The sequence below is a fragment of the Brachybacterium sp. FME24 genome (genome assembly GCF_014897705.1).
GTDB lineage: Bacteria > Actinomycetota > Actinomycetes > Actinomycetales > Dermabacteraceae > Brachybacterium.
Window position 1 is genome coordinate 388,149 of record NZ_JABUXV010000001.1, and the last position, 26,215, is coordinate 414,363.

Below are 26,215 nucleotides of genomic sequence, written 5' to 3' on the forward strand. Positions count from 1 at the left end.
TCCGGGCGCGTCATCGCTGCCCCCTCCCGTGGTCGAACGCTCCCAGCAGGGAGGCTGCGGCCGCTTGCGGGTCGGCGGCGGTGGCGATCGCGGAGACCACGCAGATGCCGTCGATCCCGGTCGCTGCGACGTCCGAGACGAGCGTGTCGTCGAGGCCCCCGATGGCGACGGTGCGCGGCAGACCGGCCGCAGCCGATGGGTGACGCCCCCTCGCGGTCTTCCACGGCGCGAGGCAGGCGGCGAGCCCGTCGAGCCCGAGCGGGGCGGCGGCGTCGGTCTTGGTGGCAGTGGCGCGGATCGGGCCGATGCCGAGGATGTCGGCCACTCCCTCGGCGAGAGCCTCGCGCACCTGTTCGGCAGTCCCGGTCGACAGACCGATCATGAGCTCTGCGCCGAGGACCTCCCGCGCCTGCGCGGGCGAGGCGTCGCCCTGACCCACGTGCAGATGGCAACGGGTCTGCTCGGCGACGGCGAGCCGGTCGTTGACGACCAGCGGGATCTGCGCTGCCCGCGGTCCGAGTCCCGAGGCCAGGATCCGTCGGCACTGCTCCACCAGTTCGGCGAGGTCGGCATCGGAGGCCTGCTTGTCGCGCAGCTGGATCATGCCGGCTCCACCGCGCACGGCCGCGAGGACCACGTCGGGCACGGCGTCGATCCCGCCGCAGAGCGCGGAATCGGTGACGAAGTACAGGCGCAGGTCCGCGGCATGCGCGACGCGCAGCGAGGAGCGGCTCATGCCGCGTCCGTCGGGGCCGAGGTCTCCTCGAGCCGCACCAGGGCGAGGACGGCCTCGGGGACGAGAGTGTCCAGGGCATCCAGCCAGGCGACTGCGAAGGAACCGACTCCCGGCGCCGTGCGGGCGGCGATGGTCCCGGCGGCGCCGTGCAGCGCGTGGGCGGCGAGCACCGCGTCATGCGGGGTCAGAGTGCTTCCGCGGGTGGCACCGAGCACGGCGGCGCAGGTCGCCCCGAGGGAGCAGCCGGTGCCGATCACGCGCGTGAGCATGGCGTCACCGCTGGTGAGCACCGTGGTCCGATCCGCAGAGACGATCACGTCGCGCTCCCCGGAGACGGCGACCACGGCGCCGCTGCGGCGGGCGAGATCGCGGGCTGCCCCGAGCACGGCGTCGACGGAGTCGAGGGAGTCGACGCCGCGGCCCCCGACTCCGGCTCCGGCGAGCGCGGCGATCTCGGAGGCGTTGGCGCGGATCGCGGTGGGCTCGAGCGCGAGGAGCTCCTGGGCCAGCGGCGTGCGCACGGGCAGGGAGCCGACGGCGACGGGGTCCAGCACCCAGGGCCGGCCGGCATCGCGGGCGGCGCGGGCGGCCGCAGGCATCGCCGTGACCTGGCTGGGCGCGACGGTTCCGGTGTTGATCAGGAGGCCGTCGGCGACCGCGGCGAAGACGGGCGCCTCCTGGGGATGGTCGACCATCGCCGGGGCAGCGCGCACGGCCAGCAGGACGTCGGCGGTGATCTGCTGGACCACGGTGTTGGTGAGGCAATGGACCAGCGGGTTGCGCTCGCGCAGGGCCTCCAGGGAGTGCTGGAGACGGATTCCGGGCGTCCTCGTAGTCATGGGTGACGATCCCTTCGCAGGTGTTGACCAGGCAGGTTCGACGGGTCTGCTCTCAGCCGTCGTCCGCCGACGGCACCCCGTGTCACTGATCGGCGACTCTAGCAGGGGCATCCCTGGCCGTCTCCGGGGTCAGATCCCCCACCACGACCTGCCTCTCCCGCCCGGATCACCTACCGTAGAGGGACGCCGCGCACGAGCTGACGGCGCCGCGACCGGGACGACCCGGCCGCCAGGACCCCGGCGAGGACGGCCTCGGAACAGGAAGCATCCCCATGCCGTCCCTCGACCGCTCCGCCGCCCTCACCGGCACCCCTCTCCTGCGCACCGTCCTCTCCCGTACCGCCCTGGTGCGTCTCGCCCTCGGCTGGGTGTCCGTGGTGGCGCTCGCCCTGCTCGCTCCGTGGCTGGCGCAGCCGTTGCCTGCCGTGGCCCTGCTGCTCGCGCTGGCCGCGATCGTGACGGTGATCGTCATCGCTGCCGGCGGTGTGGTCCAGCAGGCCGAGGCCCTCGCCCACCGTCTCGGCGATCCGTACGGCACGCTCGTGCTGACCCTCTCGATCGTGGTGATCGAGGTGGTGCTGATCGCGGCCGTGATGCTGGGCCCGGGCGAGCACGCCACGATCGCCCGCGACTCGGTGATGGCCGTCTCGATGATCATCCTGAACCTGGCGCTCGGGATCTCCCTGGTCGCCGCTGGTATCCGCCACGGCGGCCTGGCGCCGAATCGCGTGGGCACTGCGACCTACCTCGTGATGCTGGTGGCCCTGGGGGCCCTGACCTTCGCGGTGCCCGGGATGATCGGCGCCGACGGCACGTTCACGTCGGTCCAGGCGCTCGTGGTCATCGCGGTCACCGTCGTGCTGTACGGATTCTTCCTGTGGCGCCAGGCCGGTGCGCAGGCCGGCGACTTCCGAGAAGTCGACATGCCGGTGCGCGAGACGAGCTGCCCGGGCCGCGAACCCGCGACCTCCTCCCCCACACCGATCAGGCAGATCCTCGTCGAGCATCGCGCCGAGCTGCTGACGCGATCCGCCCTGCTGGTGGCCACGGTGCTGCCGATCATCCTGCTCTCGCACGACATGGCAGGGCTGCTCGACCAGGGCCTGGCCCGGGTCGGCGCACCGGCCGCGCTCGGCGGCGTGCTCATCGCGATGATCGTGTTCACCCCGGAGTCGATCACCGCGGTCCGGGCCGCGCTCGGCGGGGAGATCCAGCGTGTGGTGAACCTGTGCCACGGCGCGCTGGTCTCGACCTTCGGTCTCACGATCCCCACAGTGCTGGTGATCGCCCTCGCCACCGGTCAGCAGGCCGTCCTCGCCGAGTCACCCGTGAACCTGCTGCTGCTCGGCGTGACCCTCGCGGTCTGCGCGATCTCGGCCAGCGCACCGCGGATGACCGCTGTGCACGGAGCCGTCCACCTGGTGCTGTTCGTGGTCTACGGGCTCGCGCTGTTCGCCTGAGAGCCGATGCGGCCGGGGTCTTCCAGGTCGAGCTTCATGGAGACCAGCGCGTCGAAGCCTGCGAAGCGAGGGAAGCGGACGGCCTTGCGCCGGTATTCGATGAATCCGAGCTTGCGATAGAGCCCGAGCGCGGCCTCGTTGGTGTCCTTGATGTCCTCGAGCACGAAGGAGCGGTGCCCGGGCAGGGCGATCAGGTGCCGCAGCAGCGCGGTCCCCACCCCGCGCCCCTGGAACGACGGAGCGGTGGTCACGAAGCCGATCTCGCTCGCTCCTGCGGCGGCTCCCGGAGAGATGCCCATGAACCAGGAGCGAATCACCCGATCGCAGATCGTGCCGCGCACGATTCCGAGGTGTCGGCGCATCGTGCGGGGGTCGGGCGCGAAGGTCTGCTGGTCCCCGGTGGTGAGGGTGGCAAGTGCCGCGAGCTCGCCGTCCACGGAGGCGACATGGAAGCGGTCGAGCTGGAGGAGCGGCGCGAAGGCGTCCGCGAGCACCTCGGGGTCCTTCGAGAAGAAGGCGAAGTCCTCGGCGAAACCGCGGGTGAAGACGGCGGCGATCTCCCGTCGGTGCTGCGGCGCGAGCTCATCACCTCGGGCGATGGTGATCATGGGGCCTTCTCCTGCTCGGGTCGGACAGTCACCGCTGGCGGCACGGTCGTGCGGTGCCCAGACTAGTCGGCAGGCTCCACCTGGCCCCGGCGCGGTAAGGTCACGGCGTGAGTGCAACGACGCTTCCGATCCCGACCGACGCCGGCGACCTGCCAGGACTGCTCTGGCTCCCCGAGAATCTCGAACGGCCGATCCCCGGCCTCGTGGTGCTGCAGGAGATCTTCGGTCTGTCCGAGTACATGCAGCAGCGGTGCGCAGATCTCGCCGCGCTGGGCTACGCGGTGCTCGCCCCCCAGCTGTTCGCCCGCCTGGACCCGCCCCTGGTGGGGCTGGAGGACTGGGATGACGCCGAGTCCTGGCTCGAGGAAGGCATGGCCCTGACTCAGCAGCTCCCGTGGGACCGAGCCGAGGCCGACGCCCTGGCCGCGGTGAACGCGTTGCGCGCTCACGGCGCCGTCGACGCCGAACGGGTGGGCCTGTTCGGCTTCTGCTACGGCGGCGGTCTGGCCTTCTCGGCCGCGGCGGCCGCGGCCCAGGAGGAGCGACCGCCGGCGATCCTGGTCAGCTACTACGGCTCCGCGCTGTCGACACTCCTCGCGCTCGCCGAGCACGTCACCGTGCCGAGCCTGCACCACTTCGGCACCGCCGACACCTTCATCCCGATCGATCAGGTCGAGCAGATCCGTGACGCGGTCACCGCGGGGGGCAGCAGGGAGCAGGTACGCCTGGAGCTGCACGAGGGCGGCGGGCATGCCTTCGACAATCCGCACCCGTTCCTGCACCACGCCCCGTCGGCCGAGGCCGCGTGGCAGCAGACCGTCGGCTTCCTGGCGCAGACCCTCCCCTCGCGGGGCTGAGCACCGTCGACCGACGCCCGCGGCGCTCGCTCGGGTGCTCTCCCGGAGCGGATCGACACTCGCGCAGGGCCGGCTGCGTACCGTCGCGGGCCGTTGCTGCGGTGACCTGCGAGACAGACACGGCCTGCGTGATCGAATAGTTATCTCCGGATTGTCCGACAGTCCGCACATCGGATCCGACGCTCACCGTGCACCGTCGTCGCCCCAGGCCACCCCGTGGTTTCCGACAGATGCCCGCAACCGGCGACACCGGGCGCGGGCCGCCTTCGCGAGCGGTAAAACCCCTGTTCCTGGGCGCGACCGTTTGCCGCCGGCCCAAGGGCTTGTGAGGATGGCATACCGGACCGGAGTCGTGCATCACAGGGGAAGAGGCAGTCGGAAACCGGTCGATAGTCGTTGAACGTCTGCCCACGAAGGAGCCCAAGTGCCGCCAGTGATCACCGCCGAGGGTCTGTACAAGGTGTTCGGTCGACGACCCGCCCGGGGAGTGGAAGCGCTCCGCCAGGGCAGGAGCCGCGACGAACTGCGAGCAGACGGGCTCACCGCTGCCGTCATCGATGCGAGTTTCAGCGTCGACCCCGGAGAGATCTTCGTGGTGATGGGACTGTCCGGCTCGGGCAAGTCCACCCTGATCCGGATGGTCAACGGTCTCCTCCCGGCGACCGATGGTGAACTGCGCATCGGCGACGAGGTGCTGTCCTCGATGTCCCCCGCCAAGATCCGCGAGGTGCGTCGCCGACGCATCTCCATGGTGTTCCAGCACTTCGCCCTCCTGCCTCACCGCACGGTCGGCGAGAACGCCGCCTACGGGCTCGAGGTCAGCGGGATGAACCGCAGTGACCGCGAGGCGAAGGCCACCGAGGCCCTGGAGATGGTGGGCCTGGAGGGGTGGGGCGGCTACCGACCCTCTGCCCTCTCCGGCGGCATGCAGCAGCGCGTGGGGCTCGCCCGCGCGCTGGCCGCCGGCACCGACATCATGCTCATGGACGAAGCGTTCAGCGCCCTGGACCCCCTGATCCGCCGCGATATGCAGGATCAGCTCATCGAGCTCCAGCAGCGCCTGGAGAAGACGGTCCTGTTCATCACCCACGACCTCAACGAGGCCATGCGCATCGGCGACCGGATCGCCATGATGCGCGACGGCCGAATCGTGCAGGTCGGCACGTCGGACGAGATCCTCAACGAGCCCGCCAACGACTACGTGGCCCGCTTCATCCAGGACGTCGACCGCAGCCGCGTGCTCTCGGCCTCGTCGATCATGGAGCAGCCGCAGGAGACTCTCGGTGCCGCGCAGGGCCCGCGCACCGCGCACAAGCTGCTGCGTGAGTCGCAGACTCCCTGGCTGGTCGTGCTCAAGCGCGACCGCACTCCTGCCGGAGTGCTGTGGGAGGACGACGTCGCCCGTGCCGTCCGCGATGGCGAGGAGGCCCTGCCCTGGTCGACCGAGCACGGAATGCCCGTGGTCTCGCACGACACCCCGATCGCTGAGCTCTTCACGCTCTCGGCCCAGAACCTCAGCCCCCTCATCGTCACGGACGGGGCCGGGCACTTCGCCGGAGTGATCCCGCGCGTCACGCTGCTGACCGCAGCCGGCGCCGCCCTCTCGGAGGACGACGATGCCGCGCCCGCCCTGACCACGTCGATCTCCCCGGAAGGTGATGCCCGATGAACCCCGATGACGAGTTCTTCCTGCGCATCCCGCTCGGCGACGGCGCCAACTGGCTGATCGAATGGCTCAAGGCCAATGTCTCATGGCTGTTCGACGCGTTCAGCTGGCTGATGAGCCTGCTCATCGATGGCCTCACCGACACGCTGCTCTTCCTCCCCGCCCTGCTGATGGTGCTGCTGTTCGCCGTGCTCGCCCTGGTGTTCCGCTCCTGGCGATTCGGCATCGCGACCGCGGTCTTCTTCCTGTTCGCCCTGGCGATCGACCAGTGGGAACCGATGATGCAGACCATGGCCCAGGTGCTGGTGGCCACGTTCTTCGCGATCATCATCGCCGTACCCGTGGGCATCCTCGCGGCCACGAACAGCACGGTCAGCGCGTTCGTGCGGCCCGTCCTGGACTTCATGCAGACGATGCCCGCCTTCGTCTACCTGATCCCGGCAGTCACGTTCTTCTCGATCGGCGTGGTCCCCGGCATCTTCTCGACCATCATCTTCGCGCTGCCCCCGGGCGTGCGCATGACCGAGCTGGGCATCCGTCAGGTCGATTCCGAGACCGTGGAGGCCGGCGAATCGTTCGGCGCCACCCCGGGTCAGATCCTCCGAGGCATCCAATTGCCGCTGGCGGTGCCCACGATCATGGCGGGCGTCAACCAGGTCATCATGCTCTCCCTGTCGATGGCCGTCATCGCCGGCATGGTCGGCGCCGACGGCTCCGGCAAGGAAGTCGTGCAGGCCATCAACACGCTGAACCTGCCCCAGGGCGTCGAGGCCGGTGTGGGTGTCGTCCTGCTCGCTGTCTACCTCGACCGCCTGACCGCCGCACTCGGCAACCCGGCCAGCTACAAGGGCTCCCTGATCGCCATCGCGCAGAAGTCGATGGCCCAGCGGGCCACGGCCGGCCACACCTGACCCCACTCTCCGATCGTCACGTCGTGCTCACCTCGACGACGCGGCGAATTCCGGACCACCGACCGATGATCGTCTCTCGAAAGGAATCCCGATCATGCAGAACCGACGCTCCACCTTCACCCGCCACGCTCTGACCCGGCGCTCCGCACTGCTGGGCGGCGCGGCCCTCGCGGGCCTGGGCCTGGCAGCCTGCGGAGGCTCCTCCGACGACAACGCCGGCGACGGGGGCGGCTCCGACGGCGGCGGCGGCTCCGCCGGCGGCACCATCATCCTGGGCTACATCGCCTCCTGGACCGACGGTCTGAGCACCGCGTACCTGCTGGAGAACCGTCTCACCGAGATGGGCTACACCGTCGAGCACGAGCAGATCTCCGACGCCGCACTGCTGTACACCGCGCTGGCCAACGGTGACATCGATATCTACCCCTCGGCCTGGCCCGAGGTCACCCACGCCGACTACATGACGGAGTACGGAGACTCCATCGAGGATCTCGCCGCGTACTACGACAACGCGAAGCTCACCATCGCGGTGCCGGACTACGTGGACATCTCCTCGATCGAGGAGCTCAAGGGCCAGGGCGACCGCTTCGGCGGCCGCATCGTCGGCATCGAGCCCGGCGCCGGCCTCACCGCGGCCACGCAGGACGAGGTCATGCCCCAGTACGAGCTGGAGGACGAGTACGAGCTGGTCACCTCCTCGACCTCGGCGATGCTCACCGAGCTGGGCAACGCCGTCGATGCCGAGGAGGACATCGTCGTCACCCTGTGGCGGCCCTTCTGGGCGAACTCGTCCTTCCCGGTCAAGGACCTCGAGGACCCGAAGGGGGCGCTCGGCGAGACCGAGGCGCTGCACTTCCTGGCCCGCGAGGGCTTCGCCGAGGAGTTCCCCGACGCCGCCGAGTTCATCGGGGGCATCAAGCTCGATGACGACCAGTACGGCAGCCTCGAGGACACCGTCGTCAACGAATACGGCGAGGGCAAGTACCCCGAGGCCATCGTGGCCTGGATCGAGGAGAACCCCGACCTCCTGCCGGCCGTCGAGGAGGGCTGAGACCCCGCTCCCGCTCCCCCCAGACGGCACGGGCCGACCGCGAGAGTTCGCGGTCGGCCCGTGCCGTCTGGGGTGGAGGCGACGTCGTCAGCCCTCGAGAACGACCTCGGCACCGGCCTTCGCCGAGGCGTAGCAGGCGTCGATCACGGTCGCGCGGCGCAGGGCGAGCGCTCCGTTGTGCCCGGTCCAGTCCTCGGAGCGGACCTTCTGCAGGAAGTTCGCGACGGCGGCGGCGTGGCGACCGTCCGCGCCGACGACCGGCTGCAGCTCGGCAGGCATCCCGGCGACCTCGGTCCACACGGTGATCTGTGCTCCGGCGTCGCCGCCCCACTCGATGGTGGCGCCGCCGTCGGCCCCGTAGAGCGTCACGTAGCACAGGTCGTGCGGGATCCACTGGGCCCAGCTGGACTCCAGCAGCAGGGTCCCGCCGCCGTCCAGGCGCAGGAAAGCGGTCGCGAGGTCCTCGACCTCGAAGGGGACGCCGTCCTCGACCTGGGAGATGCCGAAGCCGGAACCGCCCCGGCCCAGCGGCCCGAACTCGGCGTGCGTGGAGGCCGAGGCTGCGGTGACCGTCGGCTCGCCCATCAGGTGCAGCGCCATATCGAGCATGTGGATGCCGATGTCCATCAGGGCGCCGCCGCCGGAGCTCTCGGACTTCGTGAACCAGGTGCCCAGCCCCGGGATGCCCTGGCGTCGGATCCAGCCGGTCTTCGCGTAGTAGAGCTTCCCGAGCACCCCGGATTCGACGACCGCCCGCAGCGCGGTGACGTCACCGCGCTGACGGTGGTTGAACGACACATCCAGCACGCGTCCGGCGCGATCGGCGGCCTCCACCATGCGAGCGGCGGACTCGGCGTTCTCGGCCATCGGCTTCTCGCTGATCACGTGCAGCCCGGCGTCGAGGGCGGCGATCGCCATCGGGGCGTGCAGGAACGTCGGGGTGGCGATGGAGACCGCGTCGAGCTCGGCCTCGGCGATCATCTGCTGCCAGTCCTGGTAGCGGCCGGGCACGTCGTGCTCATCCCCGAATCGGGCCAGGAGATGCTCCTCCATCGCGGAGATCGCGACCAGGTCCACGGTCGGATCGGCGGCGTAGGCGGCGACGTGCTGCTGGCCGGCCCATCCCAGGCCGATCACGCCGACGCGCACTCTGCGGTCGGTCCCCTGGGGTGCGGTTTCTGCCTGTCGTGCATCGGTCATCGTGCGGGGTCCTCTCATCGGTGGTCTTCGGTGGGTCTGCACGTCGGCCGGTCGTTCCGGGCCGCGCACGGTGGTCCCTCGTTCCCCTCAGGTCGGGGGGTCGAGGAGTGCAAGGGGGTCCTCCCGCAGGCGGGAGACGGCGTGCTCGATCGCTCCGCGCACGACCACGTCGCGTCCGAGCCCGCTCGCGACCAGCTCGGGGAACGGCGCATAGGCGATGTCCGGGAGCACCTCGCGGGTCCGCTGGAGAACGGGCTCCAGGGAGGAGGCGACGGCGCCGGCCATCACGATCCGTTCGACGCCGAGCAGGCTGACGAGGATGGCGGCGATCCGGGCGATGCGCTCGCCGATCCGGTCCAGGACGTCTCGCGCGAGCTCATCGCCGGCCTGCCCGGCGGCGAACACGTCGACCGCGCTGAGGGCGTCGGCGGGGATCGCGGCGAGCGCGGGTGAGCTGCGCCCGGTCGCGAGGCCCTCGAGCGTCCATCGGCGCGCGAGCGATGCCACGCCCTCTGCGCCGATATCGTCCTGGAGCGCCGCCTCGAGGAAGCGCATCTCGCCGGCGCCGCCCAGGGCGCCGTGCAGCAGGTGCCCGTCGACCATGAGGCCGGCTCCGATGCGCTCCCCCACGAGCAGCGTGGCCATATTGACCTCGGGGTGCTGCGCGTGCTCCGCCAGGGCACTGAGGTTCGCGTCGTTCTCCACGACGACGGGCCCGTCGAGGTGCGCGGGGAATCCCGAGTTCATCAGGCGCCAGAAGGTACCCACCTCGATCGGGGAGGCCCCGTGGGAGTCGACCGGCGCGGGGATCCCGATCACGGTGACCAGCAGGGGCGCGGTGGAGGCCGAGGCCTCTCGCACCTCGCGCACCAGTTCCTGGACGGTGCTGATCCGCAGCTCACGGTCCACCGTGGCCGGATCGAGCTCTCGCCGGGCGGTGGCGAGGGCAGCGCCGCGCAGGTCCGCGGCCATCGCGCGGTAGCCGCTGCGCCCGGCGTCGACGCCGATCACGAGCCCTGCCCCGGCCCGCAGGCGATGGCGACGCGCCGGTCGACCACGGCGCGAGAGACCCGCGGCGCGACTGTCCTCGGCCTCCTCGATCCAGCCCGCCACCGTGAGCTCGTCGCACAGTCCCAGCACCGTCGCCCGGGTGAGGCTGGTGGCCTCCATCGCTTCGGCGGCGGTGAAGGTGCCGGAGGTGAACGCATGGCGCAGCAGCGCCTCGATGTTCAGGCGGCGCAGCACGCTCATCGACACGTTCAAGCCCATCTGCCTCCACCTCCTTGACGTCGACTATGACGCCCACCATACTTTCTCCAAGCATTAAATCTAGCAACTGAATTTAACGGTTGCGATGCCGCCGAGGAGACACTGTTGTCACCCAGACCTTTCAGCACCGGTCGTCCGACCCGCCGTTCCCTGCTCACCGCAGGAGCCGGAGCCGCCGGAGTTCTCGCCGCCGGCGGGCTCGCCGGATGCGGCTCGTCGAGCCGCCCGAGCGTGACCTTCTACCAATCCAAGCGCGAGGTGATCTCCCACTTCCGTGAGCTGGTCAGCGAGTTCAACACCGAGCAGTCGAGTTACTCCTACATCCACGACGTGGCGACGAACCTGCAGGCCGGGTTCGTGCGCGCCAACCCGCCGGATCTCGCCCTGCAGAACTACAACCTGGACATGGCGCGGTTCATGGAGCGCGGGGCCCTGTCGGATCTCGCCGACCTCCCCGAGGCCGGCAAGGTCCGCGACGAGGTGCTGGACCTGGTGGCGTGGTACCCCGGTTACGAGGGGCGCACCAGCGTCATCCCCTACTCCGTCGCCGCCTCCTCCGTCATCTACAACAAGCAGATCTTCGCGGACAACGGCCTCGAGGTCCCCACCACCTGGGATGAGCTGCTTGCCGTCTGCGAGGACCTGCTCGCCGCCGACATCACCCCGATCTACGGCACCTTCCCGGAGCTGTGGACGATCACGCAGGGCCTGTTCGACTACGTCATCGGCGGCCGGGTCGACGTGCGGGACTTCTTCACCCAGCTGAACGAGATCGGCGAGGACGTCGGCCCGGATTCCGAGGTGTCCTTCCAGAAGACCCTGTTCGAGCCGGTCCAGCAGATGCTCGAGCTGCTGCCGTACTTCAACGAGGACGCCCCCAGTCGCAGTTACGGCGACGGCAACACCGCGATGGCACAGGGCAAGGCCGCCATGTACCTCCAGGGCCCGTGGGCCCTCGTGGAGATCGAGAAGGCCGGCACCGACGTCGAGCTGGGATCGTTTCCGCTCCCGGTGACCGACGATCCGGAGGATCTGAAGATCCGCGTGAACATCGACCTGTCGCTGTGGATCCCGGAGCAGGCCGATGAGAAGGAGGGTGCCCGGGAGTTCCTCCAGCACCTGATGCTCCCGGAGATCCAGTTCCCCTACAACGAGCTGGCCCTCGCGTTCTCCACCACGGATGACGCCCCCGACGTGAGCGACCCGCGGATCTCCGAGATGCAGCCCTATTACGACGACGGGCGCTTCTACATGGGCGCTTCGCAGTTCATCCCGCCCACGATCCCCTTCCCGAACTATCTCCAGTCGATCGTGCTCGGAGCAGACCCGGAGCCGATCCTCGCCCAGCTCGATTCCGATTTCGCCCGGCTCGCCTACCGCGCCTGAGCGGCCCATCCGCCGTCGACCCCAAGGACGCCCACCATGTCAGCGCAGACATCTTCCGCCCCGAGGACCCGTGAGAGCGGGTCCACCGCCCGCTCCGTGGCCTCTCCCACCCCGGTGCCTCGCCGGCTCCGTCGTCGGGTAGATCCGATCTACTACGTGTTCCTCTTCCCCGCCCTGGCGATCTTCACCCTGGTGATCACGCTGCCGGCCGTCGTCGGCTTCTTCTACAGCTTCACGAACTCCGTGGGCTTCGGGGACTACGACTTCATCGGCCTGCGCAACTACATCGCGCTGTTCCAGGATCCGAACATCCTCAGCGCCTACGTGTTCACGCTGGGCTTCGCCCTGATCACGGTGATCGTGGTCAACATTCTCGCCTTCGCCCTCGCGGTCATGCTGACCTCGAAGATCCGCTTCCAGACCGCGCTGCGCACCATCTTCGTGATCCCCATGGTCATCTCCGGGATCATCATCGCGTTCGTGTTCAAGTTCCTCCTGTCCAACTCGCTGCCCGCCCTGGGCCAGGCGCTCGGCATCGGGGTGCTCTCCGAGTCGATCCTGGCCAACGAGAACCTGGCCTGGCTCGGCATCGTGGTGGTGACGGCCTGGTCCGCGATCCCCGGCGCGATGCTCATCTACATCGCCGGACTGGTCACGATCCCGGCCGAGCTGTACGAGGCGGCCGCGATCGACGGGGCCTCGGGGTGGCAGCGCCTGTCGCGCATCACTTTGCCGATGGTCTCCGGCTTCATCCTCATCAACACGATCCTGGGCTTCAAGGGCTTCCTCAACGCCTACGACGTCATCGTGGGCCTCACCGACGGCGGCCCGGGCACCGCCACCACGTCCATCGCCATGTCGATCTTCAAGGGATTCGGTGGCGGCGACTACGGCTACCAGATGGCGAACGCCGCGGTGTTCTTCCTGATCACCATCATCCTCGCCGGCCTCCAGCTGCGGCTCACCGCCGGGAAAGCGAGCTTCGGAGCATGAGCACCACCCAGTCCTCCCCACCTCCCACCGGTCAGTCCACTGCCTCCCGCGCCTCGGGCCGGAAGCCGTCGACGCGGCGCTCGGGCCGACGCAGCGGGATCGGCAGCGACCGCTTCAACGTGCCGCTCACCGTGATCCTCATCGTGTGCTCGCTCGCGGTGCTGGTCCCGCTGCTGGTCACCGTGAACATGTCTCTGAAGACGACCACGCAGGCCGTCGACGGTTCCGCCTTCTCCCTGCCTGCGCCGTTCTCCCTCGAAGGGTTCCGCGAGGCGTGGCAGCTGACCAACTTCCCGCGCGGCCTGGCCATCTCCGCTTTCATCACGGCGATCTCCGTGGCCGGCGAGATCCTCATCTCCTCGCTCGCGGCGTTCGCGATCGTGCGCAACTGGGATCGCCGGCTGTTCCGCTGGTCGTTCTTCTACCTGCTCGCAGCGATGTTCATCCCGTTCCCGGTGGTGGCGCTGCCGCAGGTGAAGCTCACCGGCATCGTGGGGCTGGACAACCCGCTCGGCGTGGCGATACTGCACATCGTGTTCGCCCTCGCGTTCAACACGTTGCTGTTCACGGCGTTCTTGCGCTCCATCCCGCTCTCGCTCGAGGAGTCGATGCGGGTGGACGGCGCCACCACCTGGCAGGTGTTCGCGCGGCTGATCTTCCCGCTGCTCGCGCCGATGTCCGCCACGGTGGGGATCTTCGCGTTCCTGGGGTCGTGGAACGACTTCATGATGCCGAGTCTGATCACCACGAACCCCGAGCTGCAGACGCTCCCGGTGCTGCAGCAGATGTTCCAGACCCAGTTCAGCAACAACTACAACATCGCCTTCGCCTCGTACCTGATGGCGATGGCGCCGGCTGTCGTGGTCTACATCCTCACCCAGAAGTGGGTGATCTCCGGTCTCACCCAGGGCGCGGTGAAGTCCTGACCGGAGGCGGGGAAGCCCTGACCGGATCCGGTGACGGCCTGACAGGATCCGGCCAGGACGTCACGGGTAGGCGACGAAGTCGAGCTCTTCGAATTCGGTGACTTCGCTCTGCCAGCGGGTGGCGACGAACTCCTGGTGGGCGTCGCTCTGGTCGTAGGCGGTGTAGCTCGCGTCGTCCTCGAAGCTCATCGCGAACTGGAAGCGGTAGCTGCTCTTCGGGCTGACCTGTCGGGAGACGGCGAAGTCGCGAACTCCGTCGATCGCGCGCAGCAGGGCCGGAGCGCTGGTGAGGAACTCCTGCTCCTCTGCGGAATCCGGAGCGTGGACGAGGGAGAAGGAGACGGTGTGGCGGATCATCGCCTCAGCCTACTGATCCCTTGTGGGACGAGCCCCTCTGCGAAAGCGGCGGGGTCAGGGCCCTGTCGGCGGTGGCGCAGAATCATCCGGGAGGGTCGAGCTGCCCTCCCCTTCGCCGCCAGGGGGCGGATCGTCCGCGCAGTCCTCGTCCGAGGTGTTCGCCGGTTCTCTCAACGGTAGTGGGGCGGAGACCCGGGTCGTGCCGCCGTACCCGGTCCAGGCGACGCGGTGGCCCGGCCGCTCCGGATCCTCGACGCGCTCGACGCAGAGCGCATCGTCCTCCTTCTGGTTGCAGTGCGCACAGACATCCTGGCCGTTGTCCGCGCTCGTCGGCCCGCCCCGCGAGTGCGGAGTGATGTGGTCATGATGTCGACTCGAGGCGTTGCAGAACGGCCCGCGGCAGGAGGAGTCCCGCCAGCTCAGGAACCGGCCCAGTGCGGGCGGGAAGGCCCTCGCCCGGGAGTCCATGCTGACCAGTTCACCCGAGGTGGGGTGTGTGTACAGCCGGCGGATCACGGCTCGTACCGCCGGCCCGTCGGTGCCGAACGTGTCCTGCTCAGGAGCTATTGGATCCACGGTCACGGCGCGCAGCTGTTCGCGAACGGCTTCAGCCGGGACGGGGCCGTAGCCCTCGATCTGTGCAACGTCCCCGCTGCCGGGATGGAACAGGGCGCGGTCGGTGATGATCACGCCGACGTCCAGCGCGACCTGGCCCATCGCGTCCTCACGACCCAGCACCGTGTCGGTCAGCGCATCGACCATGAGCGCTCCGTGGCCACCTTTCGCGCCCTCGACCAGGCGGCGCTCGGCCTCCAGGGAGAGACGCTTGCGCACAAGGCGGGCCTCGATCGCCGGCATCTGGACCGAGATGGTGGCCATCCCGTGCTCCCCCGGGGTGAACGTGACGTGCCGTCCTCTTCGCGCCCGACGATGCCGGAGTACGGATCCCTCGGGGTCGAGCTCACCGATCGCTGCGGCGACCGCCTGCTTCCATTTTCTGGTCCCGGCCGCTGAGAGATCAGGAAGGCGCGCATGCAGCATCGCGTCGACCTCTTCGCACTGGTGCTGGTCCAGCACGCTGGCCGCACCGGCGGCTGCATACACGGCTGCGGCTGTGGCCTTGCCCGTTCCCATCGCGGCGAGGAGGTGAGGCATCGACGTCACCAGGCGCCGCGCAGAGGCCACCGTGTGCCCCGCCGCCGAGGGCGAGCGCATGGTCATGAGCGACAGGTCCCGGCGGGTGATCCCATCGGCTCGGGCATTCACCCGGTCGAGCGACTGCTCGGCCCCCTGCTCATGGCCCGCCTCGTCCCGGGCCGCTTCACGCTGGTCCCTGCGCGTTGCCTCGGCGAGCGCGACGACCGTGTGCGCCTCCAGGGCGTCGAACACAGCACGGGCCTCCTGGAGCTTCGCCAGGAGGTTCACGTAGTCCCGACGTTCGCGACCCTCCACCTCGAACATTCCCTCCGGTGCCGCCAGGATCGAGCCGAGAAGGAAGCCGTCGTCACCGATCAGCTCCGCCATCGCCTCGGGGCCTCTCTCGCGAAGGGCAGCCAGCAGCGCCGACGGACCGGTGGGCCCGTCGTCGGGATCTGGCTGTGGTGGCGACATCAACATTCTTCCATGATGCGCCTTGCGCCTTCCCGGAGAAACCCCCTTTCACCACCTGTGGATAACTTCGGACGCGACCAACTCCAGTTATCCACAACGACCTTTAGCGCACGTCAAAGCAGTATCGCCCGTGATCAGCGCAACGTGGATAAACTCATTCTTCCTCCCCACAGTTGAACGTTCGAACAATGTGGATAACCACCCTCGGTGGAGGAACGAACAGTCCGCGCACGGCCGACGTACCGTAGCGGCATGAACACACCCCCTCCTGGCCCTGCAGCCCCGCCGAAGGCCGGCACCCACCGGACCCGTGCCCTCGTCGTCATATCGCTCGCGGCCGCCCTGGTGGCCGGCCTGGTCGGCGTCGCCATCGGCGGACTGGGCGGATTCGCGCTCTCCTCCAGCGGCATCGGCGAAGCGGGGTCCTCCCGAGCCGAGCAGAGCGCCGCCGAAGGGTGCGCAACCCTCGCGAGGGTCGACGACGAGCTTCCGCTGACCGACGAGTCCCTCGACCTCTCTGAACCGCTCGTCTTCGAGCTGATGGGCGCCGGCGGCCTGTTCATGGCCACCGGTCGCGCCGACGACAGCTTCGTGGAGTTCGCCGACGCCGGCCAGGACCTGATCTCCGGGACCAACACGCTGGACATGGAGACCGCGAACGAGAGCATCGAGATCCTCACCCAGGAGTGCGCAACGCTCTGAGGTGCCGCTCCCGCGACGGCGCGGGCACCGAGTGAGGCACTTCCGGGGGCCGCTTCCCGGCGATCCCACCACGAAGCGGTGACCTCGGCGAGCGCGTGCTCGCACAGGCCGAGGGAATAGTCGATCACGTCGGGCCGATCTGTTGGGCCGGCCCGGAGCCCGGATGCGCCTTCAGCCACCGCGATCCGCTGCGCGTCGAACCTAGCGGCCATCGCGTCACGAAGTGTTCACCCGGACGTGGCCTATCCGTCCACACAGCACCCTTACTGTGGCCGCATCGTCCACAGGGCCCGCGCCGCCAGGCCCCCACCGGAAGGCTCGCTGTGACCGCACGCCCCACCGTCGTCTTCGACTTCGACGGGACCCTCGCCCTCGGGCGCGGCCCGTTGCAGGCGTACATCACCGCTCTGGGCTCACAGCCCGGCGGCGACCGCGCCGTGGAGGCCTCCTTCGCCGCCCTCGCGGAGTTCGAGACAGGCACCAGTGCGCACCGCGACGCCTACGATGCCGTGCGCACCGCCGCCCTGGCGCAGGGAATGCGCGACGCGGACCTCGGCCGCGCCTACCTCGCGAGCCGCGACCTGCTCGGCACGGACGCCGCCCCGGTGGTCGCCCCGAAGGGCCTCGGCGATTTCCTTCGCGAACTGTCCGCGGAGGCCACCTGCGTGCTCGCCACCAATGCGCCGCCCGTCGGCGTCGAACGGGCCCTGATCTCCCTCGGGATCGAGGACTCGATCAGCGACCGGCATCACGACGTCGGCAAGCCCGCCGGCCTCGCACCGATCATCACGGCCCATCTCCGGAACGGCCCGGTGCTCGCCGTGGGAGACATCTGGGAGTTCGACCTCGCCCCTGCCGCCCTCCTCGGCGCGGACACCGCCCTGGTGGGCGTGCGCGAGACCGCCGACGCCCGCCCCACCCTGCGCGGCGCCGCCCTGAGCGACCTCTACGACCCGATCCGGGATTGGGCAGCCACTCCCCGCACCCCTCACGCCCCCCTCACCGCCTGACCAGCCCGTCTCGCCAGCTCGTCCCTCTCTCGAAAGGACTTCCGCCATGCGCAAGAACCTCCTGACCACCTCCGCCGCGGCGTTCGCACTGCTCAGCATCGCCGGCTGCTCCTCAGCCGGCGGGGACACTGCATCCGGCGGCAGCGAGGAATGGCCCGAGGAGATCACGCTCTCCCTGGTCCCCTCCGTCGAGGGCGAGGACCTCGCCGAGGCCCTCGACCCGCTGAACGAGTACCTCTCCGAGGGCCTGGGCATCGAGGTCAACGGCGTGGTCGCGACCGACTACGCGGCGACCGTCGAAGCCCTCGGTGCCGATCAGGCACAGGTCGTCATCTCCGATGCCGGCTCGCTCTACCAGGCCGGTGAGCAGTACGGAGCCGAACTGATCCTGCGCGATGTGCGCTTCGGCGCCACCTCGTACGCGGCGATCGCGATGACGAACAACCCGGACAAGTACTGCGTGGACGACGTGGTCACCGCCGCCTACGGCGCCACCGGTGACGAGCTCTCCTACTGCAACGGCACCGAGACCGCCGCCGAGGCCGCCGGTCAGGGGCCTGCCGGTGTCGAGGCCCTGGCGAAGATCGACTCCTCCACCCCGGTGGCCCTGCAGGCCGCGACGTCTCCGGCCGGCTACCAGTACCCGCTGGTCGCCATGACGGAGCAGGGCGTGGACACCGACGCCCTGGATCAGGTCCCTGTCGAGGGCAACAACAATGCCGTCCTCGCCGTGCAGAACGGCGACGCCGAGGTCGGCTTCGCCTACTGGGATGCCCGCAGCACCGTCATCGAGGAAGCACCGACCGTCGGTGAGGACACCGTGGTGTTCGCATACACCGAGATGATCCCCAACGGCGGCGTCGCCGTCTCGGACGCGCTGCCCGAGGACCTCGTCGCCGAGCTGACCACCTTGATGGACGAGTACGCGGAGTCCTCCGACGAGGCAGCCGACGTCATGTTCGACCTGGTGGGCCTGTCCGACTGGACCACCGACACCCAGCCGGAGCAGATCGCCCGCTACGGCGAGATCCTGGAGCAGTTCGCCCGGTGACCGCCTCCGATCCGATCACCGCGGCGGCCGGGGACCTCGCCCCGGCCGCCTCCGGAGCGATCACCCTGCGCGATGTCACCGTCACGTATCCGGGTGGTACTCGTGCCCTGCGCGGTGTCTCCCTGTCCATCGCCCCCGGCGAGATGGTCTCCGTGGTGGGGCTGTCCGGCTCGGGCAAATCCACGCTGATCCGCACCATCAACGCGCTGGTGCCGATCACGAGCGGGCGCCTCCTCGTCGGCGAGCAGGATGTCTCCCGCCTGTCCGGCCGGAGCCTGCGCGAGCTGCGGGGGCGCATCGGCATGATCTTCCAGGGCTTCAACCTGGCCGAGCGCACCAGCGTGCTGAGCAACGTGCTGGTGGGTCGATTCGCCCACTCCCCCGCCTGGCGCAGCCTGCTGGGACTCCCCAGCGCTCAGGACAAGCAGATCGCGATCGAGGCCCTGGACTCGGTGGGGATCCTGGATCGCGCCTGGTCCCGGGCCGGAGCCCTGTCCGGCGGGCAGAAACAGCGGGTGGCGATCGCTCGCGCCCTGTCCCAGCAGCCCTCGGTGATGCTGGCGGACGAACCCGTGGCGAGCCTGGACCCGCCCACGGCCCACTCCGTGATGCAGGATCTGCTGCGGATCAACGAGGAGCGCGGGTTGACAGTGCTGGTCAACCTGCACCTGATGGACCTCGCCCGCCAGTACACGACCCGGATGATCGGGCTGCGCGACGGAGAAATGGTCTTCGACGGGCCAGCGGCCGACGCCACGGACCAGGACTTCGAGGCCATCTACGGCCGGCCGATCCAGGGCCGAGACGTGCTGGGAAGCGCGCCGTGAGCACCCACGCGCAAGCCTCTGCGACCCTGCCGCGGCGGCCGACGCATCGTGTGCGGACCGCGCTGATCCTCGCAGCCCTCATCGCCTTCTCGGTCGCGACCTGCCTCCCGGCCATCGGCGGGGTGGAGATCGACCTGGAGTCGATCACCCGGAACTGGCGCAACGGTGCGAGCAAGCTCCAGCAGCTGGCGCAGCCGAACCTCGCATTCCTCCCGCGCACCCTGGGACCGATGCTGGAGACCCTGGCGATGGCCGTGGTCGGCGCCGTCACGGCCGCGCTGGTGTCGATCCCGGTGACGCTGTGGGCCGCGCGCCCGTCGAATCCGCACACGGTCACTCGGCAGCTGGTGCGGTTCGTGGTGAACATCGTGCGCTCCGTGCCGGATCTGGTCTACGCGACGATCCTGGTGGCGATGATCGGCGTGGGCACCCTGCCGGGAGTGGTCACGCTGATCCTGTTCGACATCGGCGTGGTCATCAAGCTGGTCTCCGAGGCGATCGACTCGACCGACCATCCCTACCTCGAGGCGGGCAGGGCCGCCGGGGGGACGCAACTGCAGATCAATCGGCGCACCGTGCTGCCGCAATCCTGGCCGCTGCTGACGAACCAGTGGCTCTACTCCCTCGAGCTGAACGTGCGCATCTCGGCGATCCTCGGCATCGTCGGCGCGGGCGGCATCGGGAGGCTGCTCGACGAGCGGCGTGCCTTCTATGCCTATGAGGACGTCTCGCTGATCATCCTGGAGATCCTGATCGTGGTGGTGCTGATCGAGCTGCTCTCGACCACGCTGCGCAAGAGGCTGCGATGAGCGCCGCTGCCCGCCCCCAGCTCCGGCCCCCCTCGCCGGCGGCAGACCGCGGCGCGCCCTCACTGCCGCCGCGCCCCTCTCGCACGGGTCCCACCGTGGCGGCGGTGATCGCGGGCGTGATAGTGGTGCTGGCGACGATCGAGCTGGACATCTCCTGGACGTCGCTCGGCGAGATCCCCGGTCGCGTCGCGAATTATCTCGTCCTGCTGTTCGCCGAGCCGAACTGGGAGAAGCTGCCGCGCGCGCTGTTCGAGACCTGGCGGTCGGTGTCGATGGCCTGGCTGGGAGCTATCGGCTGCGTGGCCCTGTCGATCCCGCTGGGCATCCTGGCGGCGCGGGGCGTCGGGCCGGCCTGGGTGCGCCTGCCGCTGCGCTGGCTGTTCGCCATCATCCGCGCCGTGCCGGAGGTCGTGATCGCCCTGGTGCTGCTCACCGTCACCGGGCTCACGCCGTTCACCGGCGCTCTCGCGCTCGGCATCGCCGGGATCGGCACCCAGGGCAAATGGGTCTACGAGACCGTCGAATCGGTCCAGGAGGGCGCCTCCGAGGCGGTCCGTGCCGCCGGCGGCTCCACGGCCGAGGTGGCGCGGTGGGCGCTGTGGCCGGCGGCTGCGCCGTCGTTGATGTCCTTCGCGCTCTACCGCTTCGAGATCAACATCCGCACCTCGGCGGTTCTGGGGCTGATCGGTGCAGGTGGCATCGGCACTATGCTCTCGAACTACACCAACTACCGGGAGTGGGACACGGTGGGCATGCTGCTGATCGTGGTCGTCGTGATCACGATGCTGATCGATCTGATCTCCGGCAGCATCCGGCGCCGGATCATGGAAGGAGCGCGCCCTCGTGTCGTGGACCGGACCCGCTGACGCCCCGTTGACCGCTCGGGTCGCGGCGCTGGGCCCGTCGTTCCATCCCAGCGAACGGCTGGTGGTCGACCGGATCACCGCGGATCTCGCCGGGGCCGTGGACTGCACGGCCCAGCAGCTCGCCGAGCAGGTCGGGGTGGGTCGGGCCTCGGTGGTCCGCACCGCCCGGGCACTCGGGTACGACGGCTACCCCCAGATGCGGGTGGCGCTGGCGCGCGAGCTGTCCTTCGATGAGGCCGACGAGCAGGACGCAGAGGGGGACGTCGGCTCTGTGCGCAGCTCGATCCTGCGCTTCGCCCGGACGCTGCCGCGGGTGACGGCGGCGCTGTCCGAGGACGCCGTGGACGAGGTCGTCGCGGCGCTCGATGAGGCGGATCGGGTGGTGATCGCGGCGTCCGGGCTGTCGGTGCCGCTGGGTCTGAGTGCGGCGATGCGGCTGAGCGCCGCTGACCGGCCGGTGGAGTTCCTGCCTGATGCCCTGTCGCAGCTGATCGCGGCGCGGCGGCTCCGTGAGGGGTCGGTGTGTCTGGTGATCTCGGGTTCCGGCGCGAATCCGGCCTCGCTCGACGTCGCTGCCGAGGCCCGCAGGGCCGGTGCCCGGGTGCTCGCACTGACCTCCTTCGCCTCCGCGCCGCTGGTGGAGCTGGCGGATACGGCCCTGGTGGTGCCGACCGTGCACGAGTCGTTCTCCGACGAACTGAGGCAGACCTCCCGCGTCGCGCTCACCCTGGTGCTCGAGTCGGTGGTCGAGCTGCTGGTCGCGCGCCGCGGTGAGCAGGGCCGGGAGGCGCGGGCCTCCTTGATGGCCCTGCTCGGCGAGCGGATCAGCGAGTAGCCGAGGGCTTGCTCGACAGGGCACGAACCTGGGCGACCGCGCTGTAGAGCGCACGATGGGCCGAGCGCTGGGCGGCATGGCCGACCACGGCCGGCGCCTCCGGATCCACGATGCGACCCTCCTCCTGCACGGCGAGCGGGCGGATACGGTGCTGGAGCCCGAGAGCGTCCGCCCCCGCGAGGGCACAGCCCAGCAGCGCCGCATCTGCCCCGTGGACCGTGCGCACGGGGCGGCCCGTGACGTCGGCGAGGATTCGCAGCCACGGTGCGGAGGTGGCGCCGCCGCCCACGACCGTCAGCGGGCGGGACCCCTCGCCCGCACCGCCCGGGGCACACTGCTCCGATGCGTGCGACAGGGCGTGGGCGACGCCTTCGAGCACCGCGGCGTACAGGTCGATGCCACGGGTGTGGGGACCCATCCCGATGAGGGCGGCTCGCAGGTCGGCGTCGCGCACCGGGTAGCGCTCCCCGTGGATCGAGGGGAGGGCGAGCAGCCCCGTCGGCCCCCGGCCATCACGCCGTTCGCGGTCCTCCAGCAGGGCATCGGCCTGAGCGGGGGTGGCCCCCTTAAGCAGCGCCTCACGAGCCCACGCCGCTGCGGCTCCGGCGGCCAGCACGGCGGAGATCCGCAGGACCGTTCGGGCGCTCCCGTCGCTCGATCCGAGTGCGAGATGGTGCGAGCTGCCCGCACCGGCCCCCTCGGAGGCCGGCAGCACCGAGGCGAGCCACCCGCTGGTGCCCAGGTAGGCGTAGTCCTCGCCCACGTCGAGGCCGACGAGTCCGAGCGTCGTCGCTGCGGCGTCCCCCGGGGCGAGCACCACGGGCAGTCCTGCCGGCAGCCCGAGCAGGTCCGGGGCGGAGGCGTCGGTGCGTCCGACGATCTGCCCCACGCCCGTCGTGAGAGCGGGGAGCAGCTGCTCCTCCAGGCCGGCGGCTCGCGCCACCGGTGCTGACCAGCTGCGATCGCGGGCATCGAGCAGACCGGTGGCGGCGGCGGTGGTGAGGTCGCACCAGAGCCCGCAGCCGAGCAGATGAGCGAGGTGGGCGGCGGGGCCGAACACCACGCCGCGGGCCCGCTGCACGGCCCCGGGGTCGGTGCGCGCGAGGCGTCGGAACATCGCGGCGCAGCTGGTGGCGTCCTGCAGATTGCCGGTCAGGTCGTTCCAGCTCGTGCCCGTGTCTCGCAGCTGCGCGTGCAGCTGGTCGGCGTCCTCTGCGGCGCGGGTGTCGCTGTACAGGATGGCGTGGACTGCCGCGCCCTCGGCGGTCTGGAGCACGAGGTCCTGCATCTGTCCGGTCATGCTCAGGGCCACGAGGTCACGGACATCGGGGAGATCGCCCAGGAGCTGCGTGATGACCGTGCGGGCGGCGCGCACCCAGTCGCCCGGGTTCTGCTCCGCTCCCCCGTCGTGCGTGGTGAGGGTGGCGTACGAGCCGGTCGCCTGAGCCGTGCTGGCGCCGTCGAGATCTATCAGGGCCGCTTTCACGGCGGAGGTCCCGAGGTCCAGGCACAGCAGAAGGGGCATAGGACAAGAGTAGAGGCGCGGATCGAGGAACCTGCCGGTCACGGCCTCCCTCCGGAGTGGGTCGGATTGCGCGTGAAGGGCTGCCCGGGTGGTCTGCGGTCAGTTCCTGTCCGCTCTGGTGGGCAGACTGCCTCCACGCGAGCGTCCTCCGACTCCGAGCTCCGGCGCTCGCCGCCCTGTCACCGGAGGAATCCCATGAGCAGCACCATCCAGGTCACGTTCGATGCCCTCGATCCACGGTCCCTGTCGAGCTTCTGGAGGGAAGTGCTCGGGTACGTGCACCCCAATCCTCCGGGCGTGGACCTGCCTCCCGGCGCGGATCCCCTCGCAGCCTGGGACGAGTTCCTCGCCCGCAGCGGCGTCCCCGAGGAGCAGCGCAACAGCGCCTCCGCTCTCGAGGACCCGGAGGGCGTGGGCACGCGGATCTTCTTCCAGCAGGTGCCCGAGGGCAAGGCCGCCAAGAACCGGGTCCATCTCGATGTGCGCACGGCCTCCGAGCTGCGTGGCGAGGAACGCATGGAGGCGCTCGAGACTGAGTGCGCACGCCTGCTCGCCCTGGGCGCATCCCGGATCGCTCGCTACGAACCCGAGGCGCCGATGAGCATCGGATTCGTCGTGATGGCGGACCCCGAGGGCAATGAGTTCTGCCTGGATTGAGCTCGCGTCACCGTCAGATCGCGTCCGCCCATCCGGCCGGGTCGTCGCCGTCCGGAACTGCGGCCAGGCTCATCCACAGCACCAGGATCTCCAGCCACTCTGCTTCGTCCGCAGTGAGGGGGCGGATCGATTCGTAGCCGTCCCGCAGGGCGCGCCGTGCGGTCGGGGTCGTCGGCCCCCAATCGGTGAACAGCGTGGCGAGGTAGACGCTGGCTTGCGCAAGGTCCGCCACCGGATGGTCGAGGCGTACCTCGTCGAAGTCGAGCACGGCGACCACCGTCTGGTCCCGGGTGAGGATATTCGCGGCCCGGAAGTCCCCGTGCACGAGCTGGCGCCCGGTCTCGAGCACGGGAGCCTCCGCCCAGAGCGCGGCGAGACGGGCGGACGCCGCCGGCGCGGTCCCGGTGTCCCGCTCCTGGAGCCACTGCCCGACGCACTCCGGAAGGGCGGGACCCTTCGAGGTCAACGAGCGCACATCCTCCGGGAGCGCTGCGAGGGTGGGCCCGGAAAGGGTGCCCAGCGCCTGATGGATCCGCGCGAGGCTCGCCCCGGCCGCGTGGACCGCGGCCTTGTCGGTGACATCCAGCCAGTCCCCTGCCAGCTCGGGAAGCACCGCGAGGGACAGGGTCGTCGTGGGCCCCTCCAGCTCCACACGGACCGCACCGTCGGCCGAAGGGATCGGCGTCGCCACCGGCAGGCCCTGTGCGCCGAGCTCGGCGAGCAGCCGCGTCGACGCCTCCAGGGCGGAGAAGAGCCGGCCCTGCCGGGACCACTTCACCACCAGGGGCCCACGGTCGGACTGCGCCCAGAGAATCGCGTTGTGCCCGCTGATCACCACCCGGGAGGACTCCTGCACGGCGATGCCCCAGGTGTCCTGGAGGGCGGCGGTCATCCAGGTGGTGGCGGCGGTGAGGTCGGGGAAGCCGAAGCGCTCACGCAGCGCGGTCTCCGGCTCGACGGTCTCCCACAGCATCGACAGTCCTCGCGGCAGCATGAGACCACTGTAGGGACGCGGGACGGCGCGTCGTCGCGTCTCCACGACATCCACACAAGCGTGCCCGCAGATGGCGAGGGCGGGGGTGGCGCGGGAAGGGGCGGTACCCGGTGGCAGGCCCCAACTCCCTGCGGGGCCCGATCGACTCAAGTGGTGACCTCCACCGCACGTCGGAGCCGTTCGACGTCAGCGGGATCCCCCTCGTGCTGCGACTCCCAATAGAACGAGGCGACGAACCGCGCGAAGGACAGCTCCTCGGCGCGAGCGGCATCCGCCTGCGCGGCCTCGCAGAACTGCGCGATCACATCGCGCAGCGCTGCGCGTGGATCTGCGGATGCCATCAGCGCCGCCAGCAGACCGCGCAGGATGGTGTGCGCCTCGTACTCGACCGGCGCACAGAGATAACCGGGGTCGATCGCGATCCACACGCCATCATCTCGACGCAGGATGTTCTCCAGGCTCAAGTCGCCGTGGGTCAGCGTGGTCGATGCCTCGGCGGTGAGCCCCTCGACGATCCGTGCGGCTCGATGGAACGTCGCCTCCGGGAGAGCATTGCCGGCCGACCGCGCCTGCGCATGCTGCTCCTGGAGCATGGGAAGCCATCTCCGGGAGGTGTCGCAGAGTCGCGGTGCGTCCGGCGGCGCGGGCACGGAGGCGATCGTCCGTGCCACTGCCCCGGCGATGCGCGCGACCTCGAACCGATCGTTGTGCTCGGAGAGGGCCGGGCCGTCGAGTCGCTCGAGCAGCAGCGCGCGGGACTCCTCGTGGAACCGGAAGAGCCGGACCACGCCGTGCCCCGCGAGAGCGGCGAGCGCCAGGTTCTCCGTCGCGGGATCGGCGAGGGGAGAGACGATCTTCAGCGCGGCCTCACCCTCAGGTGCACCGTGGACCGGGATCACGATACTGGTGCCTCCGTAGCGGGGCGCGTCGCTCTGCCACAGATTCCATCGGGCGCAGACGTCGACGAAGTGCCCGGGCAGGGCCTCCAACCATGGCGCGGATGCCGGGTCGTGTCGGAGCAGTCGATTCCGGAAGGTCGGCTCGATTGCTAGCAGTGGCTGCATCACCC

At 69.9% G+C, this 26,215-nt stretch carries 26 protein-coding genes and 1 riboswitch; of the genes, 16 read left to right on the forward strand and 10 right to left on the reverse strand.

The window, feature by feature from the left end; genetic code table 11:
* Window positions 1–10: 10 nt before the first annotated feature.
* Together thiE and thiM are read right to left on the reverse strand one after the other, a co-directional pair.
* On the reverse strand, window positions 11–736 hold the full coding sequence (gene thiE / locus INT51_RS01825) for a thiamine phosphate synthase (RefSeq protein ID WP_193103473.1): 726 nt from the start codon (window positions 734–736) through the stop codon (window positions 11–13).
* Entirely contained in the window at window positions 733–1,575 is an 843-nt protein-coding gene (thiM, locus tag INT51_RS01830) for a hydroxyethylthiazole kinase (protein WP_193103474.1), read from the reverse strand. The genes thiE and thiM overlap by 4 nt, the downstream gene beginning before the upstream one ends.
* A riboswitch (TPP riboswitch) is annotated at window positions 1,567–1,665 on the reverse strand. Its footprint overlaps the gene before it by 9 nt.
* A 182-nt stretch (window positions 1,666–1,847) precedes the next feature.
* Between thiM and INT51_RS01835 the strand changes: the two genes are divergently transcribed.
* Window positions 1,848–3,035, forward strand: coding sequence for a calcium:proton antiporter (locus INT51_RS01835; RefSeq protein ID WP_193103475.1), 1,188 nt, complete (start codon window positions 1,848–1,850; stop codon window positions 3,033–3,035).
* Here the strand turns inward: INT51_RS01835 and INT51_RS01840 are convergent.
* The gene (locus tag INT51_RS01840) at window positions 3,011–3,643 is read right to left on the reverse strand and encodes a GNAT family N-acetyltransferase (RefSeq protein ID WP_193103476.1); all 633 of its coding nucleotides are present in this window, start codon (window positions 3,641–3,643) and stop codon (window positions 3,011–3,013) included. The genes INT51_RS01835 and INT51_RS01840 overlap by 25 nt on opposite strands.
* A 107-nt stretch (window positions 3,644–3,750) precedes the next feature.
* Between INT51_RS01840 and INT51_RS01845 the strand changes: the two genes are divergently transcribed.
* The 4 genes from INT51_RS01845 to INT51_RS01860 all read left to right on the forward strand — a co-directional run bounded on the left by INT51_RS01845 (window position 3,751) and on the right by INT51_RS01860 (window position 8,128).
* The gene (locus tag INT51_RS01845) at window positions 3,751–4,500 is read left to right on the forward strand and encodes a dienelactone hydrolase family protein (protein ID WP_193103477.1); all 750 of its coding nucleotides are present in this window, start codon (window positions 3,751–3,753) and stop codon (window positions 4,498–4,500) included.
* A gap of 424 nt (window positions 4,501–4,924) precedes the next feature.
* A complete protein-coding gene (locus INT51_RS01850; RefSeq protein ID WP_193103478.1) occupies window positions 4,925–6,169 on the forward strand; it encodes a glycine betaine/L-proline ABC transporter ATP-binding protein in 1,245 nt (414 codons plus the stop codon).
* Window positions 6,166–7,077, forward strand: coding sequence for a proline/glycine betaine ABC transporter permease (locus INT51_RS01855; RefSeq protein WP_193103479.1), 912 nt, complete (start codon window positions 6,166–6,168; stop codon window positions 7,075–7,077). The genes INT51_RS01850 and INT51_RS01855 overlap by 4 nt, the downstream gene beginning before the upstream one ends.
* 94 nt (window positions 7,078–7,171) lie before the next feature.
* Window positions 7,172–8,128, forward strand: coding sequence for a glycine betaine ABC transporter substrate-binding protein (locus INT51_RS01860; protein WP_193103480.1), 957 nt, complete (start codon window positions 7,172–7,174; stop codon window positions 8,126–8,128).
* 87 nt (window positions 8,129–8,215) lie between these two features.
* Here the strand turns inward: INT51_RS01860 and INT51_RS01865 are convergent, their stop codons facing one another.
* Entirely contained in the window at window positions 8,216–9,328 is a 1,113-nt protein-coding gene (locus INT51_RS01865; RefSeq protein WP_193103481.1) for a Gfo/Idh/MocA family protein, read from the reverse strand.
* Between the two features lie 87 nt (window positions 9,329–9,415).
* Entirely contained in the window at window positions 9,416–10,597 is a 1,182-nt protein-coding gene (locus INT51_RS01870; protein ID WP_193103482.1) for an ROK family protein, read from the reverse strand.
* A 105-nt stretch (window positions 10,598–10,702) separates the two neighbouring features.
* Here INT51_RS01870 and INT51_RS01875 point away from each other — a divergent pair, with 105 nt between their 5' ends.
* Genes INT51_RS01875 through INT51_RS01885 form a run of 3 tightly spaced genes read left to right on the forward strand, consistent with a single transcriptional unit; the run spans window position 10,703 to window position 13,902 of the window.
* Window positions 10,703–11,983, forward strand: a complete 1,281-nt coding sequence (locus INT51_RS01875; RefSeq protein ID WP_370540772.1) for an ABC transporter substrate-binding protein — start codon at window positions 10,703–10,705, stop codon at window positions 11,981–11,983.
* 36 nt (window positions 11,984–12,019) lie between these two features.
* Complete coding sequence (locus INT51_RS01880) at window positions 12,020–12,976, forward strand: carbohydrate ABC transporter permease (protein WP_193103483.1); 957 nt, start codon at window positions 12,020–12,022, stop codon at window positions 12,974–12,976.
* Entirely contained in the window at window positions 12,973–13,902 is a 930-nt protein-coding gene (locus INT51_RS01885; protein ID WP_193103484.1) for a carbohydrate ABC transporter permease, read from the forward strand. The genes INT51_RS01880 and INT51_RS01885 overlap by 4 nt, the downstream gene beginning before the upstream one ends.
* A 60-nt stretch (window positions 13,903–13,962) precedes the next feature.
* On the opposite strand, the gene INT51_RS01890 is transcribed toward INT51_RS01885, so the two are convergent.
* Together INT51_RS01890 and INT51_RS01895 are read right to left on the reverse strand one after the other, a co-directional pair.
* Complete coding sequence (locus tag INT51_RS01890) at window positions 13,963–14,259, reverse strand: Dabb family protein (protein WP_193103485.1); 297 nt, start codon at window positions 14,257–14,259, stop codon at window positions 13,963–13,965.
* Window positions 14,260–14,313: 54 nt separating this feature from the next.
* A complete protein-coding gene (locus INT51_RS01895) occupies window positions 14,314–15,870 on the reverse strand; it encodes an HNH endonuclease (protein WP_193103486.1) in 1,557 nt (518 codons plus the stop codon).
* 252 nt (window positions 15,871–16,122) lie between these two features.
* On the opposite strand from INT51_RS01895, the gene INT51_RS01900 reads away from it, so the two are divergent.
* The 7 genes from INT51_RS01900 (at window position 16,123) to INT51_RS01930 (ending at window position 21,970) form a co-directional block, all read left to right on the forward strand.
* On the forward strand, window positions 16,123–16,572 hold the full coding sequence (locus INT51_RS01900) for a hypothetical protein (protein ID WP_193103487.1): 450 nt from the start codon (window positions 16,123–16,125) through the stop codon (window positions 16,570–16,572).
* 323 nt (window positions 16,573–16,895) lie between these two features.
* Window positions 16,896–17,582 (forward strand): HAD family hydrolase, encoded by a 687-nt coding sequence (locus tag INT51_RS01905; protein ID WP_193103488.1) that lies wholly within the window; start codon window positions 16,896–16,898, stop codon window positions 17,580–17,582.
* A 46-nt stretch (window positions 17,583–17,628) separates the two neighbouring features.
* Entirely contained in the window at window positions 17,629–18,633 is a 1,005-nt protein-coding gene (locus INT51_RS01910) for a PhnD/SsuA/transferrin family substrate-binding protein (RefSeq protein ID WP_193103489.1), read from the forward strand.
* Window positions 18,630–19,460 (forward strand): phosphonate ABC transporter ATP-binding protein, encoded by an 831-nt coding sequence (gene phnC, locus INT51_RS01915; RefSeq protein WP_370540773.1) that lies wholly within the window; start codon window positions 18,630–18,632, stop codon window positions 19,458–19,460. The genes INT51_RS01910 and phnC overlap by 4 nt, the downstream gene beginning before the upstream one ends.
* Window positions 19,457–20,269, forward strand: coding sequence for a phosphonate ABC transporter, permease protein PhnE (gene phnE / locus INT51_RS01920; protein WP_193103490.1), 813 nt, complete (start codon window positions 19,457–19,459; stop codon window positions 20,267–20,269). The genes phnC and phnE (INT51_RS01920) overlap by 4 nt, the downstream gene beginning before the upstream one ends.
* Window positions 20,266–21,135 (forward strand): phosphonate ABC transporter, permease protein PhnE, encoded by an 870-nt coding sequence (gene phnE, locus INT51_RS01925; protein ID WP_193103491.1) that lies wholly within the window; start codon window positions 20,266–20,268, stop codon window positions 21,133–21,135. The genes phnE (INT51_RS01920) and phnE (INT51_RS01925) overlap by 4 nt, the downstream gene beginning before the upstream one ends.
* The gene (locus INT51_RS01930; RefSeq protein WP_193103492.1) at window positions 21,113–21,970 is read left to right on the forward strand and encodes a MurR/RpiR family transcriptional regulator; all 858 of its coding nucleotides are present in this window, start codon (window positions 21,113–21,115) and stop codon (window positions 21,968–21,970) included. Before phnE (INT51_RS01925) ends, INT51_RS01930 begins: the two co-directional genes overlap by 23 nt.
* Here INT51_RS01930 and INT51_RS01935 read toward each other — a convergent pair.
* Entirely contained in the window at window positions 21,960–23,495 is a 1,536-nt protein-coding gene (locus INT51_RS01935; protein ID WP_193103493.1) for an FGGY family carbohydrate kinase, read from the reverse strand. The genes INT51_RS01930 and INT51_RS01935 overlap by 11 nt on opposite strands.
* Before the next feature lie 195 nt (window positions 23,496–23,690).
* On the opposite strand from INT51_RS01935, the gene INT51_RS01940 reads away from it, so the two are divergent.
* Window positions 23,691–24,152: a VOC family protein gene (locus INT51_RS01940; protein WP_193103494.1), complete on the forward strand. Its 462-nt coding sequence runs from the start codon at window positions 23,691–23,693 to the stop codon at window positions 24,150–24,152.
* Window positions 24,153–24,165: 13 nt separating this feature from the next.
* Here INT51_RS01940 and INT51_RS01945 read toward each other — a convergent pair whose 3' ends face one another.
* The gene (locus tag INT51_RS01945; protein WP_193103495.1) at window positions 24,166–25,146 is read right to left on the reverse strand and encodes a phosphotransferase enzyme family protein; all 981 of its coding nucleotides are present in this window, start codon (window positions 25,144–25,146) and stop codon (window positions 24,166–24,168) included.
* A 146-nt stretch (window positions 25,147–25,292) separates the two neighbouring features.
* Complete coding sequence (locus tag INT51_RS01950) at window positions 25,293–26,210, reverse strand: aminoglycoside phosphotransferase family protein (RefSeq protein ID WP_193103496.1); 918 nt, start codon at window positions 26,208–26,210, stop codon at window positions 25,293–25,295.
* Between the last annotated feature and the right edge of the window lie 5 nt (window positions 26,211–26,215).